Below are 14,383 nucleotides of genomic sequence, written 5' to 3'. Positions count from 1 at the left end.
GAAGAACAGGCGAACCCTGCGCTTCGAGGGTCAATCTATTTATTTGGTAGAGAATGTCTATACGGAGTTTCTATCGGGCCTATGAGAAAAACTTCACGCCGATTGCGGAGCTGACGGGGCTGACGTAGCTTTCGCTCATGCGCGCCGTTCTCCTTGCATCCGCCTGCGTTCTTGCGAGCGTTTCCCTGCCTGCAATGGCAGAGCCCGTTGCCGATACAGTGGCGCGTGACCTGCCGGGGCTGATGGAGACTTATCGCGATCTACACGCCAATCCCGAACTCAGCTTTCAGGAAGTGCGCAGTGCCAAGATCATGGCCGATGCCGCGCGCAAGGTGGGTTTCACGGTCACCGAGAAGGTCGGACGCACCGGCATAGTCGCGGTCCTGAAGAACGGGCCGGGGCCGACCATCCTCATCCGCGCGGACATGGACGGGCTGCCGGTTATCGAGCAGACCGGGCTGCCCTTCGCGTCAAACAGGCGCGGCACGTCCACGGCGGGCGTGGAAAGCGGCATCATGCATGCCTGCGGTCACGACACGCACATGACCGCCTGGATCGAAACGGCGCGTCTCATGGCCGCGCGCAAGGGCGAATGGTCGGGCACGCTGGTCATGATCGGCCAGCCGGCCGAGGAGATGGGGCTGGGCGCGCTGGAGATGCTCAAGGACGGGCTCTACACGCGCTTTCCCAAGCCTGATTACACGCTGGCGTTCCATGACACGCCGGAGCTTGCCGCCGGTGTCGTCGGCGCGGCGAAAGGCTGGGCGCTCGCCAATGTGGACAGCGTGGACATGCTCGTGCGCGGGGTCGGCGGGCACGGCGCCTACCCACAGACCACGCGCGACCCGATCGTGCTCGCGAGCGCGATCGTGATGAAGCTGCAGACGCTGGTGAGCCGCGAGACCAATCCGCTCGATCCCGTAGTGGTGACGGTCGGGTCGTTCCACGCCGGGACCAAGCACAACATCATTTCCGATCAGGCGAAGCTGGAACTGACGGTGCGCAGCTATTCCGACGAGACGCGCCAGCGGCTGCTCGACGGCATCGCCCGCGTCGCGCGCGGGGAGGCGATCGCGTCGGGCCTGCCGGACGCCCTGATGCCGCAGATCCAGGTCAAGGAGCCGCACACCCGCGCGACCTGGAACACGCCCGAGTTCGCCGAGGAGGCCGTTGCCGACCTCAAGGGGAAAATGGGTGCGGACAACGTGGTGATCACCCCTTCGGCGATGGGCGGCGAAGATTTCGGCGAGTTCCGCCGCGCCGATGAGGCGCACATCAAGTCGGTGATCTTCTGGGTCGGCGGGGCCGATCCCGCCAAGCTGGCGGCGGCGAAGGCCGGAGGTCCGCCGATGCCTTCGCTGCACAGCCCGTTCTGGGCACCGCAGGCCGACAAGGTGATCGCCTCGGGCGCACAGGCCCTCACGCTGACGGCGCTGCGCCTTATGGCGAAGCAGGGGATGTAAGGCGCTCCGACAGCGCAGTGTTTCAGGTTTTCGGCAAAAATACTGATTTTATTGGCACACCTGTCAAGGTAACCGACATTTTACGCCTTTAGCCTAGGCCATCGTTCGAGTGCCGGAATTCGGCCACGAAGGATGGCGCAAGCGACGATGATTCGTCTGTTCAAACACTATATCCCGCATGCCGTGGTGCTGCTCTGGCTGGTCGACGTGCTGTTGCTGGCGGCGGCCAACGAGACATCATGGCGGCTGCGCGCCCAGCAGATCGGCATCGACCCGGCGCCGCTGGCCGACCGGCTTATCGCGCATGGCGCCTTCGCCGCGGTGATCTCGCTGTCGATGGTGGCGGTAGGCGTCTATGGAGCCGACGCGCTGCGATCGATGCGGTTCGCGGCGGCGCGATTGCTGGTGGCGATCTCGCTCGGCGTCATTGCACTGTCCTTCGTGGACTTTCTTGTCGGCGGGCAGAATTTCTGGCGCTCGACGCTGGCCTATTCGATGGCCTTCGCAATCGTGCTGATGATCTTCAACCGGCTGCTGCTGGGCGGTTTCCTCGGCACCAGCGCCTTTCGCCGCCGGGTGCTCGTGCTTGGCGCGGGCGAGCGCGCGCAGCGCCTGCGGGTGCTGGGAGAGCGTCCCGAGAGCGGCTTCGTTATCGTCGGCTACGTCGCCATGAGCGAAAGCGTGCCGGTGGTCGAGGAGGCCATCTCCCGCTCGGCCATCAACAACCTGACCCGCTACGTCGAGAACCTCGGAGTCAGCGAAGTGGTGCTGGCGCTGGAGGAGCGGCGCAACGCGCTGCCATTGAAGGACCTGCTGCGCATCAAGACGGCGGGCGTCCACGTCAACGAGTTCTCCAGCTTCCTGGAGCGCGAGACCGGCCGCGTCGATCTCGACACCGTCAACCCGAGCTGGCTGATCTTCTCCGACGGTTTCTCGTCCGGCCGGGCGATCTCCAGCGCGGCCAAGCGCGTGTTCGACATCGCCGTCAGCCTGCTGTTGCTGGCGGCTACCGCGCCGGTCATCCTGATCTTCGCGCTTCTGGTGAAAGTCGATAGCCGGGGACCGGCCTTCTATCGCCAGCCGCGCGTCGGTCTGTTCGGCCAGCATTTCGACGTCATCAAGCTGCGCTCCATGCGTACCGATGCCGAGGCTGCGGGCGCGCAGTGGGCATCGAAGGACGACCCGCGCGTCACCCGCATCGGCAAGTTCATCCGCAAGGTCCGCATCGACGAACTGCCGCAGGCCTGGACCGTCCTGAAGGGCGAAATGAGCTTCGTCGGCCCGCGCCCCGAGCGCCCGGAGTTCGTCGCCGATCTTGAGGATCAACTGCGCTATTACGCCGAGCGCCACATGGTGAAGCCGGGCATCACCGGCTGGGCGCAGATCAACTACCCTTACGGCGCCTCGATCGAGGATTCGCGCAACAAGCTCGAATACGATCTTTATTACGCCAAGAACTACACGCCTTTCCTCGACTTCCTGATCATCCTCCAGACCTTGCGCGTGGTGCTCTGGAGCGAGGGCGCGCGATGATGAAGGCCTCCGCCGTCTGGGCGACGATGGGCGTCGGGCTCGACCTGACGGGGGCCATCGCGCTGGCGAGCATCGCAATCTGGCTGTTCTCCCGCCGCGACCGGTTCGGCGCTGCGGGCACGGCCATGGTCGTCGCGCTGCTTTTTACCGGCTTGTGGAGCCTGGCGTGCGCTTTCGGCATCGGTACGCCGGAAGTGACGTTCCTGCCTGCGCTTTCGGAAAGCGCCCGCAACCTCACCTGGCTGGTGGTGGTCTATCGCCTGTTCGCGAGCGACGGGCGCGATGCCAGCGTGGCGCCGATCCGGCCGGTGATCTTCGCGCTCGGCGCGGTCGAGATCATTCATCTCGTCGTCAATTCGAGCCTCTCGCGGCTGGAAATCGACAGCGACGTTCTCAGCTTCGCGTTCCAGTTCAACGTGATGTTCCGGCTGCTGGTGACCGTTGGCGGTCTCGTTCTCGCGCACAATCTCTATGCGGGGGCGCCGCGCGAATCGCGGGGGCCTTGCGTTGGCCCGCGATGGGGCTGGCGGTGCTCTGGGCCTTCGACCTCAACCTTTACACCATCGCCTATCTCGCGGGTAACTGGCCTTACGAGATCGCCGCGATTCGAGGCCTCGCCGCGATCGCCGTCGCCGTCTGCATCGCAATCGGCGGGGCGAAGAACCGTGACGACCTGCGCCTGCGCCCGTCGCGCGCGGTGACGTTCCAGACCTTCTCGCTGATGGTCATCGGCGTCTACCTCGTCGCCATGGTGGCTGTGGCGCAGTGGCTGTCCTACGCGGGCGGCAACTTCGCGCGGCTGGTGGAACTGGCTTTCCTGACGCTCGGCAGCGCCTTCGCCCTGGTCGTGCTGCCCTCGCGGCGGGTGCGGTCGTGGTTCAAGGTCATCCTCGCCAAGCATTTCTTCCAGCACCGCTACGACTATCGCGAGGAATGGCTGCGCTTCACCCGCACCATCGGCTCCGACCAGAGCGCGGCCCTCGGCGAGCGCGTCGTCCAGTCGATGGCCGATGTCTTCGAGAGCCCGGCGGGCCTGCTCCTTACCCCCGGCGAGCACGGCGAACTGACCCTTGCCGCCCGTTGGAACTGGCGCGAGATCGAGGTGCCCGCAGTCGCGATCCCGGTGCAGGACATCGCCCATTTCGAGCGCACCGGCTATATCGCCGATCTCGACGATGTGCGCGCGGGTCGTGAGAGCGGAACCACGATCCCGAACTGGCTGATCGACCACCCGCGCGCCTGGGCGCTGATCCCGCTTGTTCACTACGACCGCCTCGTCGGCATGGTGGTGCTGGCCCGGCCGCAACTGGCGCGCAAGTTCGACTGGGAGGACTTCGACCTCCTGCGCGTCATCGGCCAGCAGGTAGCAAGCTATCTCTCGGAGAATGCCAGCCAGCTCGCGCTCGCCGAATCCGCGCGGTTCGAGGACTTCAACCGTCGCATCGCCTTCGTGATGCACGACATCAAGAACCTCGCCAGCCAGTTCAGCCTGCTGGCGCGCAATGCCGAACTTCACGCGGAAAAACCCGCCTTCCGCGCCGACATGCTGGTGACGCTGCGCAATTCCTCGGACAAGCTCAATGCCCTGCTGGCGCGGCTCTCGCGCTACGGTTCGGGCGGCGTGGACCGGGTCGAGCAGGTGGCCGCGACCGAGGTGCTCGGGCTGGTCATGGAACGCTTCAAGGACAGCCCGCAGGTCGTCCTCGCCGAATCGCGCGACATCATGGTCACCGCCAGTCGGCATTCGCTGGAGCAGGTGCTCGTGCACCTCGTCCAGAATGCCGTCGATGCCAGCGAGCCGGAGAGCCCGGTGTTCCTGTCGCTCGTGGTCGAAGGGATCAACGCCCGCTTCGAGGTGCTCGACAGCGGCACCGGCATGAGCGCCGACTTCGTGCGCAACCGCCTGTTCAAGCCCTTCGTCTCGACCAAGTCGGGCGGCTTCGGCATCGGCGCCTTCGAGGCGCGCGAACTGGTGCGCGCGATGCGCGGCCGTCTCGACGTCGAATCGCGCGAGGGGCTGGGCTCTCGCTTCACGGTGCGCCTGCCGCTGGCGGCGGCGACCGACATCTATCCGAACTACGCCGAGAAGGTGGCCTGATGACTGAATCTCTGCCCAAGCTGCTCATCGTCGAGGACGACGCCGGGCTTCAGGCACAGCTCAAGTGGGCCTACGAGGATTTCGAGGTCTTCGTCGCCGGGGACCGCGCCAGCGCCATCGCGCTGCTGCGCTCGGAGATGCCGGACGTGGTGACGCTCGACCTCGGCCTGCCGCCGGACCCGGACGGCACCACCGAGGGTTTTGCGATCCTCGACGAGATCATGGCGCTCAAGCCCGACACCAAGGTCGTCGTCGCATCGGGCCACGGGGCGCGGGAAAGCGCGTTGCAGGCGATCGCGCGCGGGGCCTACGACTTCTACCAGAAGCCGGTCGACATCGATGCGCTCGGTCACATCGTGCGCCGCGCGCTTCACCTGCACCGGCTCGAGGAAGAGAACCGCCGCCTCGCCGGCAAGGTGGAGAAGGACGAGAAAGTCCTCGGCCGGATGATCACCGCCGCGCCGGAAATGGTTAAAGTGGCGCGCACCATAGAGCGCGTGGCGAATACCAGCGTATCGGTGATGCTGCTGGGGGCGAGCGGCACCGGCAAGGAACTGCTGGCGCGCGGGCTCCACGAGGCCAGCGGCCGCGCCAAGCGCGAGTTCGTGGCGATCAACTGCGCGGCGATCCCGGAGAACCTGCTCGAAAGCGAGCTGTTCGGGCACGAGAAGGGCGCCTTCACCGGCGCCGTGAAGACCACGCCGGGCAAGATCGAGCAGGCTGCGGGCGGCACCCTGTTCCTCGACGAAGTCGGCGACATTCCGCTGCAACTGCAGGTCAAGCTGCTGCGCTTTCTGCAGGAGCGCGTGATCGAGCGCGTCGGCAGCCGCCAGTCGATCCCGGTCGATACCCGCGTCGTCTGCGCCACGCACCAGAACCTCGAGGGGATGATCGCCGAAGGGCGGTTCCGCGAAGACCTGTTTTATCGCCTCGCCGAGATCGTCGTGCGCATCCCCGGCCTCGCCGAGCGGCCGGGCGATCCGACACTGCTGGCGAAGGCGTTCCTGACCCGCTACGCCAAGGAGATGAACCCGCGCGTGCGCGGCTTTTCCGCCGATGCGCTGGCGGCGATCGATGCCTGGGGCTGGCCCGGCAACGTGCGCGAGCTTGAGAACCGGGTGAAGCGTGCGGTGATCATGGCGGATGAGAAACTGGTCTGTGCCAGCGACCTCGACTTGGCCAGTCCCGACGAGCAGGTGGCGACGGCGCTGAACCTCAAGACCGCGCGCGAGGCGGCGGACCGCAAGGTCATCCGCCATGCTCTCGCCCGCAGCGAGGGCAACATTTCCAGCACTGCCAAGATGCTCGGGATCAGCCGGCCGACGCTGTACGACCTGCTCAAGCAGTACGACTTGCAGCCGTCCTGATCTTCGATGCGCGGGGGCGTTTCTGGAGATTTGTCAGGTGGGGCGCGGCGGTGATACCGCCGCTGCTGGTGCTGGCCGTGTGCTTCTCGCTGGTGCTGACGACCGCGACGCCGATAGCCGTCGGCGAGATTTCCCGCGCCGACAAGCTCATCGGGCAAGGCCGCAAGGCCATCGCCCGGGGAGACGGCATCGACGCGGAAATGAAGCTGCGCGCGGCGCTCGAACAGGGAGCCGCACCGCCGGAGGTCAACGCCTACATGGGCGAGGCATTGCTCGCGCAAAGCCGCCGCGACCGCGCGCGGCCCTATCTTGCCCGCGGCGAGTTCACCGAGGCCAGCGCCGCCGAGGGCTGGCGCGCACTGGGGCTGCTGGAGCGGCTCGACGGCAACCTTCCGGCTTCCGGACGTGCCTACGACCGGGCACTGGCGATCACGCCGAACGATGCCGGGCTCTGGGTCGAGGTCGGGCGTCTGCGTTATGCGGGCGGCGAGCACCTGCTGGCGATCGAGGCGGCCGACCGCGCGCTTGAGCTTGATGGCAATAACGTGCGCGCGCTGGAATTCCGGGGTCAGCTGGTGCGCGATCGCTACGGCCTGCTGGCTGCGATCCCGTGGTTCGAGCGCGCGATCACGCGCGACCCCAAGGACGTCTCGGTCCTGCTCGAATATGCCGCGACGCTGGGCGAACTGGGCCACGCGAGCGAGTGCCTGACGATCACCCGGCGCGTACTCGAACTCAGTCCGAAGAATCCGCGCGCCTTCTACCTGCAGGCGGTGCTGGCGGCGAGGGCGGGCAACTACGGCCTCGCGCGCGGGCTGCTGGCGCGGACAAAGGGCAAGCTCGACGACCAGCCCGCCGTGCTCATCCTGCGCGGCATCACTGAGATCGCTGCCGACAACCCTGAAGCGGCGGCCGAGGCGCTCGAAGCGGCGCTGCGGCTGCGCCCGGACAATATGCACGCCCGCGAACTGCTGCTGCGTGCGATCGTCATGGCGGGGCAGTACCGCTATGCCATCCTGCGCTTCGCCGACGACATCGCCGACGGCGACGCATCACCCTACATGCTCACCACCGTGGCGCGGGCGTGGGAAGTTCTCGGCGATCGTCAGCATGCAGGGGAGTTGCTTGATCGGGCGGCGAGGGGACAGGGCGCGCAGCTTCGGGTACTGGGCGAGAGCGGCCGCATCGGCCAGATGTTGCATCTCGGCCAGACCGGCGAGGCGCAAGTCGCAGCGGAGGCGCTGCGCCGGTCCGACCCCGGATTCTACGATGCGCAGGCCCTCGCAGGCGACGTGCAACTGGCGATGGGTCACGCCGCCGAGGCGCAGGAGCGCTACGCGCTGGCCTCGCAGATCCGGCTGCCGGAAAGCCTCTTCGAGCGCCGGTTCGCGGCCTATGCGATGGCGCACGACCAAAGGGCGCGCGCGAACTGGTCACCGCTTACCTCGGCCAGAACCCCACAAGCCGCCCGGCCTTGCGCGCGGCGGCGGAACTGGCGGTCGGCGCGGGCGATCTCGGGCGCGCCCGGACGATCCTGGCGTGGCTGCGCAACAATGGCGGCGAGGGCGACGTGGATCTGCGCGCAGACCTTGCCATGGCGGAGGCCGGCACCGGTGACCTTGCCGCTGCGCGGGAGAATGCGCTCGCGGCCTATCGCCTCCAGCGATCGAATCCGCTTGCGGCGCAGGCCCTGGGATACAGCTATGCGGCAAGCGGGGACTATGCCCCACAAGCGCGGGCGCTGCTCGACAAGGCGCAGGCGCTGCTTGGCAATACCGCGCCCGTCGCCGAGGCCCGTCGCCGGTTGCAGGGCAGGGCGGCACGCTAGGCGCCGGGTATGCTTCCGCGCCGTATTTTCGACGGCGACTACAGCTGAGTGGGTGGGAAATGGACGTTGCCCCACCCACCCCGCTCATGCTGAGCTTGTCGAAGCATAGGGAACCTTACGCCCTGCCTCGGGGCCTTCGACAGGCTCAGGCTGAGCGGGGTGGGTGGTCTGATTGGGGTGGTGAGCGGTAGTTCATCCTCCCTGTTGCGAAGCAATGGGGAGGTGGCAGCCTGCAGGGCTGACGGAGGGGTTCTACCCCTCCACCACCCGCTGCGCGGGCGGTCCCCTCCCCATCGCTGCGCGACAGGGAGGATAAACCACCGCAACGGGCGAAACCGGAAAAGCTGGTTTCGCGTGGGTCACCTGACCCGGTCACTTCGGCTGGTAGGTCTGCTCGATGCCGGGGAAGCTGCGATCGCGCACTTCTGCGGCGTACTGCGCGGCTGCTTCCGAAACCACCGAGCCCATGTCGGCATACTTCTTCACGAAGCGCGGCACCCGCTCGAACATGCCGAGCATGTCTTCGGTAACCAGCACCTGCCCGTCGCACTGCGCCGAGCCGCCGATCCCGATGCTGGGACAGGCGATGGCGCGGGTGGCCTCGATGGCGATCGTCTCGACGACGCCCTCGATCACGATCGAGAACGCCCCGGCTTCGTCGAGCGCCTTGGCATCGGCGACGATCTTGGCCGCCTCGGCCTCGCTGCGGCCGCGCGCATTGTAGCCGCCGAGCACGTTCACCGCCTGCGGGGTCAGGCCGATGTGGCCCTGCACGGGGATACCGCGCTCGTTCAGGAAGCGCACCGTTTCCGCCATCGCCGCTCCGCCTTCGAGCTTCACGCCCGCGCAGCCGGTTTCCTTGAGCAGCCTCGAGGCATTCGCGAAGGCCTGCTGGGGCGACTGCTCGTAAGTGCCGAAGGGCATGTCGACGATGACGGCGGCATGGTAGCTGCCACGCACGACGGCGGCGCCGTGGGCGATCATCATCTCCAATGTCACCGGCACGCTGGAGGGCAATCCGTAGATCACCTGACCGAGGCTGTCGCCGACGAGCAGGAGGTCGCAATGCGCGTCGAGCAACTGCGCCTGCCGTGCCGTGTACGCCGTCAGCATGACGATCGGTTCTTCGGTCACGCCGTCCTTCTTGCGCCGGCGAATCGCCGGAATCGTCAGGCGCTTCATCGGTGCCGGAGTGGGATTTGCGCGGCTGGTCGCGGTGTCGATCTGGAATGTCGTGGACATGGTGGGGCTTCTAGCGCCCGATCTGGTCCCCGGCAAATCTTCAGAATGGCCCGTGCGATCGCGGGTCGCTCCGGATATACCGGATTGTTGTAAGAATATTACAATGCTGGGGAATTTAGCGGAGGGGGCTCTTGCCAAGCGGCTCCTTGTCGTTAGCCTCCCGTCATTCGCAATTCGGGGGTCCAAATGTTCGGACGCGTAAAGCCGCTCGACGCCATTCTGGCGACGGCGGAAAAGAAATCTCTTCACCGATCACTGGGTCCTGTCCAACTGACGCTTCTGGGCGTCGGCGCCATCATCGGCACCGGTATCTTCGTGCTCACTGCCGCAGCTGCGCAGAAGGCCGGTCCCGGCATGATGTGGAGCTTCATCATCGCCGGCGCGGTCTGCGCCGTCGCGGCGCTTTGCTATTCGGAACTGGCCTCGATGGTGCCGGTTTCGGGCTCGGCCTACACGTACTCCTATGCCGTCGTCGGCGAAGTGCTGGCCTGGATGGTCGGCTGGGCGCTGATCCTTGAATACGCCGTCGCGGCTTCGGCGGTCTCCGTCGGTTGGTCCGGCTACTTCATGGGCCTGCTCAAAAGTCTGACGGGGTTCGAGCTACCGGCGATGCTGGCGGCCGGGCCGACGTGGTCGCTCACCGGCGTCGACTTCTCCAGCGGCATCATCAATGTGCCCGCCGTGGTCGTGGCACTCGCGGTGACTTTCCTGCTGATGCTGGGCACCAAGGAAAGCGCGACTTTCAACGCGGTTCTGGTCGCGATCAAGGTGGCGGCGCTGACGATGTTCGTCATCCTTGCGCTGCCGGTGCTCAATACCGAGCATTTCGCACCCTTCGCACCCAATGGCTGGTTCGGACCGGCCGGCACCAGCGGTCTCGGCATAGTCGGGGCCGCTTCTTCCATCTTCTTCGCCTATGTCGGCTTCGACGCGGTTTCGACCGCTGCGGAAGAGACGAAGAACCCGCAGCGCAACGTGCCGATCGGCCTGATCGGAAGCCTCGCGCTGTGCACCGTGTTCTACCTGCTCGTCGCAGCCGGCGCGATCGGTGCCATCGGCGCCCAGCCGACCGCGCTGGGCACGCAGCCCGGCTCGGCAGAGTTCACCGCGCAGTGCGCGGCGCTCGCCGCCAAGGGCAGCCAGCCGCTGGTCTGCTCGCAGGAGGCGCTGGCGCACGTCCTGCGCTCGATCAACTACACCCGCGCGGGCGACCTCATCGGCCTCGCAGCGAACCTGGCGCTGCCTTCGGTCATCCTGATGATGCTCTACGGTCAGACCCGCATCTTCTTCGTGATGGCGCGCGACGGTCTGCTGCCGGAGAAGCTGGCGACCATCCACCCCAAGTGGAAGACGCCGCACATCGTCACCCTGATCACCGGCGTCTTCGTGGCGATCGCCGCGGCGCTGCTGCCTGTCGGCCAGCTGGCGGACATCTCCAACTCGGGCACGCTCTTCGCGTTCCTGATGGTGTCGGTCGCGGTGCTGATCCTGCGCGTGCGTGATCCGCATCGCCATCGTCCGTTCCGCACGCCGCTGGTGTGGGTGGTGGCTCCAATCGCGATCATCGGCTGCGTGACGCTGTTCTTCAACCTGCCAACGGAAGCGATGCTGGTGCTGCCGATCTGGGGCGCGATCGGCCTCGTGTTCTACTTCGCCTATGGCTACCGCAAGAGCCACGTCGGGCGCGGGCTGGTCGAAGTCCATGAGGAAGACGCGGACGCGCCTTCGCAGCCGGTGCCGCCGATCTCCTGAGGTCGGCTGCTTCACTGGATCGAAAAGGGGAGTGCGATGCGCTCCCCTTTTTGCGCGTTATATCCACGCGTTTTCCACAGGCTTGCGAACAGCCTCCGCGGACTTGCCCATGGGAGGCAACGATAGACCGGCGCGAGACTTATCCAGGGGTATGACGCTGGCTCTGCTCGACCGCATCGCCCTGACACTCCTGCTGCTGGGCGGTGTCCTGCTGGCGGGACGGGCATGGCTTCACGACCATCCGCAGCATGATCCGTGGGCGCCTCTTTCGCTCGACGATGCCGATGGCTGGGCGACGGGGCGCAAACTCGCTGCCTTGCGCGCGGACAGGCAGCTTTGCCGCACGTTTCTGGAGCGTTCGGGCATCGATGGTACGGCTCTGGCACCGTTGAGTGCCGCTGAGTGCCGCCGTGACGACCGCAAACGGCTTTCCGCGCCGGAGGCACTGGGCGTAGAGCTGCGCCCGGCCGGAGCGCAGGCGACCTGCGCCGTCGATGCCGGTCTGGCATGGTGGCTGCGCCATGGAGTGCAGCCCGCTGCTCAATCCGCATTGGGTACGAAGGTGGCGCGCATCGAGCATCTCGGCACCGCAAACTGCCGCAGGATCGGCGGCGGCAAGGAAGGTCGCTGGAGCGAACATGCGACCGGCAACGCAATCGATGTCGCCGCCTTCGTGCTGAAAAATGGGCGTCGAATCAGCGTTTTACGTGATTGGGCAGGAAGAGATTCCGCAGCATCGCGCTTTCTGCACGAAGTCCGCGACAATGCCTGCGGCACCTTCTCCACGGTGCTGTCACCCGACTACAATGCCGCGCATGCCGATCACCTGCACCTCGATCAGGCGCAGCGAACAGGAGGTTGGGGAGCTTGCCGGTGATGGGCGAGGCGCTTGATACACCGTGATAAATGGTGACCCCTACGGGAATCGAACCCGTGTTTCAGCCGTGAAAGGGCCGCGTCCTAGACCGCTAGACGAAGGGGCCATTTGGCCATTTCAAACGACTTTTCCGGAAAATTCCGGATGGTGACCCCTACGAGAATCGAACTCGTGTTTCAGCCGTGAGAGGGCCGCGTCCTAACCGCTAGACGAAGGGGCCATAAAGCCGTTTTGTTACCTCCCACCGTGACCGATGGTGACCCCTACGGGAATCGAACCCGTGTTTCAGCCGTGAAAGGGCCGCGTCCTAGACCGCTAGACGAAGGGGCCAAACCGGGTTGCGCCGGAGGCAGGACCGGCCCTCTAAACGCGGGCCCAAGGGTGGTCAACCCTTATCTGGAAACTTTTTTGAACCTTTCGTTTCAATCGCAGAATGCTGCGTCGTCGAGGTGCAATTCCGCCGCCGGACGGCTGCCCCAGTCGTCGATTTTCGCCCGGCCCGCGAGCCAGAGCTTGCGGCCGTGGGTGGCGTGGAGAAGGGCCTGGCCCATGTCGGTTTCGGCACTGCGGAAGGCCATCGCCTTGAACCGGCCGCCGTCGGGACCGGAGACGATCAGCCGCAGGTGGTCGGCGCCCACGACGTCCGCCTTGACGATGCGCACCGGGCCGACCGCTACGCGTGGGCCCGGCCAGCCCATGCCGTAAGGACCGGCGCTTTCGAGTGTCTCTATAAGCGAGGGAACGAGACCGCCCGGTGCCAGCGCCAGATCGAGCAGCATGTGGCGGTTGGCGCTGGCCAGGGATACGTCGGCGGCGAGACGGTCATCCAGCCAGTCCGACAGCGCATCCAGCTTGTCGGGCGCGATGGTGAGACCGCAGGCCATGGCATGTCCACCACCGGCCTGCAGCAGCCCTGCCTCGCGCGCGGCGATGATTGCAGCGCCAAGGTCCACGCCGGAGATCGAGCGGCCCGATCCCTTGCCGTTGCCCGCATCGTCCGCGCCGAGCGCGATGACGAGGGCAGGCTTGCCGGTCTTTTCCTTGATGCGACCGGCGACGATGCCGATCACGCCGGGGTGCCAGCCTTCGCCCGCGCAGATGATGACGGCACGGTTATGCTGCCGTTCGATCTGGGCTTCGGCCATTTCCTGGACTGCCTGCTCGATGGAGCGGCGCTCGTCGTTGAGGCGGGAGAGTTGTGCGGCGATGTCGCGTGCTTCGTCGACATCGGTGCTGGTGAGCAGGCGTACCCCGAGGGTTGATTCGCCAACGCGCCCTCCGGCGTTGATGCGCGGGCCCAGTGCGAAACCAAGGTCGCTGCAGGTGGGTGCCCGGCCGAGACGGCTGGCATCTATCAGCGCCGACATCCCGATGTTGTCGCGCTTGGCCATGACCTTCAGGCCCTGCGCTACGAGGGCGCGATTGAGGCCATGCAGTGCGGCGACGTCGGCAACGGTGCCAAGCGCGACGAGGTCCAGCAGGGCGAACAGGTCGGGCTCGCGGCGGCTTTCGAAGTAGCCGCGCTTGCGCAGCGTACGGACCGTCGCGACGGCCAGCAGAAAGGCGACGCCAACGGCGGCGAGATGGCCGTGGGATGCCGCCAGGTCGTCTTCGTCGAGCCGGTTGGGGTTCACCAGCGCGGTGGCGCGGGGCAGCACCGGCGAGCACTTGTGATGATCGACGACTATCACGTCGACCCCTGCCTCGTGGGCCATGTCGAGCGCTTCGTGCGCCATCGCCCCGCAATCAACGGTGACGATCAGGCTGGAGCCTTCGCCGGCGATCTTCACCAGCGCCTCACCCGAGGGGCCATAGCCTTCGAGCAGCCGGTCAGGGATGTAATAGCGGGCCTGGTGGCCAAGCGCGCGCAGCAGCAGGATCAGCAGCGCCGCGCTGGTCGCTCCATCGACGTCATAGTCGCCGTAGACGGTTGTGGTCTCGTTCGTCATGACCGCCTGCGCCAGCCGCTCCGCCGCGGCGTCCATGTCGCGGAAAGCCGAAGGGTCGGGCAGGAACGCGCGCAGGCTGGGATTGCGATGGCGCTCGAGATCCTCGCGGGCGACGCCGCGCGAGAGCAGGAGCTGGGTGACGATATCGTCTTCGAGACCGGCCGGACCTCTGCCGAAGCTGTCGGAGAGGTCCATGTTACCGCCGCGCCAACGCCAGGCTTTGCCGGTCAGCGAGCGGTCGATCCCGAAGACACAGGCGGATCGTGATTCCATG

Annotated in this window: 9 protein-coding genes and 3 tRNA genes; 7 read left to right on the top strand and 5 right to left on the bottom strand. The window is 66.3% G+C overall.

Going from position 1 to position 14,383, the window contains the following annotated elements:
- Positions 1 to 137 precede the first annotated feature (137 nt).
- The 5 genes from KZO24_RS07970 (at position 138) to KZO24_RS07950 (ending at position 8,398) form a co-directional block, all read left to right on the top strand.
- The gene (locus tag KZO24_RS07970; RefSeq protein ID WP_271184236.1) at positions 138 to 1,463 is read left to right on the top strand and encodes an amidohydrolase; all 1,326 of its coding nucleotides are present in this window, start codon (positions 138 to 140) and stop codon (positions 1,461 to 1,463) included.
- Between the two features lie 147 nt (positions 1,464 to 1,610).
- Positions 1,611 to 2,996, top strand: a complete 1,386-nt coding sequence (locus KZO24_RS07965; protein ID WP_271184235.1) for a TIGR03013 family XrtA/PEP-CTERM system glycosyltransferase — start codon at positions 1,611 to 1,613, stop codon at positions 2,994 to 2,996.
- Between the two features lie 529 nt (positions 2,997 to 3,525).
- Positions 3,526 to 5,094 carry an XrtA/PEP-CTERM system histidine kinase PrsK gene (gene prsK, locus KZO24_RS07960; protein WP_486487085.1) on the top strand — a complete coding sequence of 523 codons (1,569 nt, stop codon included), beginning with the start codon at positions 3,526 to 3,528 and terminating at the stop codon, positions 5,092 to 5,094.
- A complete protein-coding gene (gene prsR, locus KZO24_RS07955; RefSeq protein WP_271184233.1) occupies positions 5,094 to 6,461 on the top strand; it encodes a PEP-CTERM-box response regulator transcription factor in 1,368 nt (455 codons plus the stop codon). The genes prsK and prsR overlap by 1 nt, the downstream gene beginning before the upstream one ends.
- A 50-nt stretch (positions 6,462 to 6,511) precedes the next feature.
- Positions 6,512 to 8,398, top strand: coding sequence for a tetratricopeptide repeat protein (locus KZO24_RS07950; RefSeq protein ID WP_486487084.1), 1,887 nt, complete (start codon positions 6,512 to 6,514; stop codon positions 8,396 to 8,398).
- Positions 8,399 to 8,661: 263 nt separating this feature from the next.
- Here KZO24_RS07950 and panB read toward each other — a convergent pair whose 3' ends face one another.
- Entirely contained in the window at positions 8,662 to 9,531 is an 870-nt protein-coding gene (gene panB / locus KZO24_RS07945) for a 3-methyl-2-oxobutanoate hydroxymethyltransferase (protein WP_271184231.1), read from the bottom strand.
- Between the two features lie 186 nt (positions 9,532 to 9,717).
- Here panB and KZO24_RS07940 point away from each other — a divergent pair, with 186 nt between their 5' ends.
- Together KZO24_RS07940 and KZO24_RS07935 are read left to right on the top strand one after the other, a co-directional pair.
- Positions 9,718 to 11,283 (top strand): amino acid permease, encoded by a 1,566-nt coding sequence (locus KZO24_RS07940; RefSeq protein WP_271184230.1) that lies wholly within the window; start codon positions 9,718 to 9,720, stop codon positions 11,281 to 11,283.
- Between the two features lie 151 nt (positions 11,284 to 11,434).
- Positions 11,435 to 12,160 carry an extensin-like domain-containing protein gene (locus KZO24_RS07935; RefSeq protein WP_271184229.1) on the top strand — a complete coding sequence of 242 codons (726 nt, stop codon included), beginning with the start codon at positions 11,435 to 11,437 and terminating at the stop codon, positions 12,158 to 12,160.
- 30 nt (positions 12,161 to 12,190) lie between these two features.
- Here KZO24_RS07935 and KZO24_RS07930 read toward each other — a convergent pair.
- From KZO24_RS07930 to recJ, 4 genes are all read right to left on the bottom strand, one after another.
- Positions 12,191 to 12,266, bottom strand: a tRNA-Glu gene (locus KZO24_RS07930).
- 39 nt (positions 12,267 to 12,305) lie between these two features.
- Positions 12,306 to 12,380: transfer RNA gene (locus KZO24_RS07925), tRNA-Glu, on the bottom strand.
- A 34-nt stretch (positions 12,381 to 12,414) separates the two neighbouring features.
- Positions 12,415 to 12,490, bottom strand: a tRNA-Glu gene (locus KZO24_RS07920).
- A gap of 92 nt (positions 12,491 to 12,582) precedes the next feature.
- Positions 12,583 to 14,382 (bottom strand): single-stranded-DNA-specific exonuclease RecJ, encoded by a 1,800-nt coding sequence (recJ, locus tag KZO24_RS07915; RefSeq protein WP_271184228.1) that lies wholly within the window; start codon positions 14,380 to 14,382, stop codon positions 12,583 to 12,585.
- Position 14,383 lies beyond the last annotated feature (1 nt).

The sequence above is a fragment of the Novosphingobium sp. NFX11 genome (assembly GCF_057376415.1).
Note: the sequence above shows the minus strand (reverse complement) of the source record. Positions and strands in the feature narration are given on the sequence as shown.

What these genes read in the sequence shown, in the direction of transcription:
- KZO24_RS07970 (WP_271184236.1), top strand. Translation starts at nt 138, where the DNA reads ATGCGCGCCGTTCTCCTTGCATCCGCCTGCGTTCTTGCGAGCGTTTCC.
- KZO24_RS07965 (WP_271184235.1), top strand. Translation starts at nt 1,611, where the DNA reads ATGATTCGTCTGTTCAAACACTATATCCCGCATGCCGTGGTGCTGCTC.
- prsR (WP_271184233.1), top strand. Translation starts at nt 5,094, where the DNA reads ATGACTGAATCTCTGCCCAAGCTGCTCATCGTCGAGGACGACGCCGGG.
- panB (WP_271184231.1), bottom strand. Translation starts at nt 9,531, where the DNA reads ATGTCCACGACATTCCAGATCGACACCGCGACCAGCCGCGCAAATCCC.
- KZO24_RS07940 (WP_271184230.1), top strand. Translation starts at nt 9,718, where the DNA reads ATGTTCGGACGCGTAAAGCCGCTCGACGCCATTCTGGCGACGGCGGAA.
- KZO24_RS07935 (WP_271184229.1), top strand. Translation starts at nt 11,435, where the DNA reads ATGACGCTGGCTCTGCTCGACCGCATCGCCCTGACACTCCTGCTGCTG.
- recJ (WP_271184228.1), bottom strand. Translation starts at nt 14,382, where the DNA reads ATGGAATCACGATCCGCCTGTGTCTTCGGGATCGACCGCTCGCTGACC.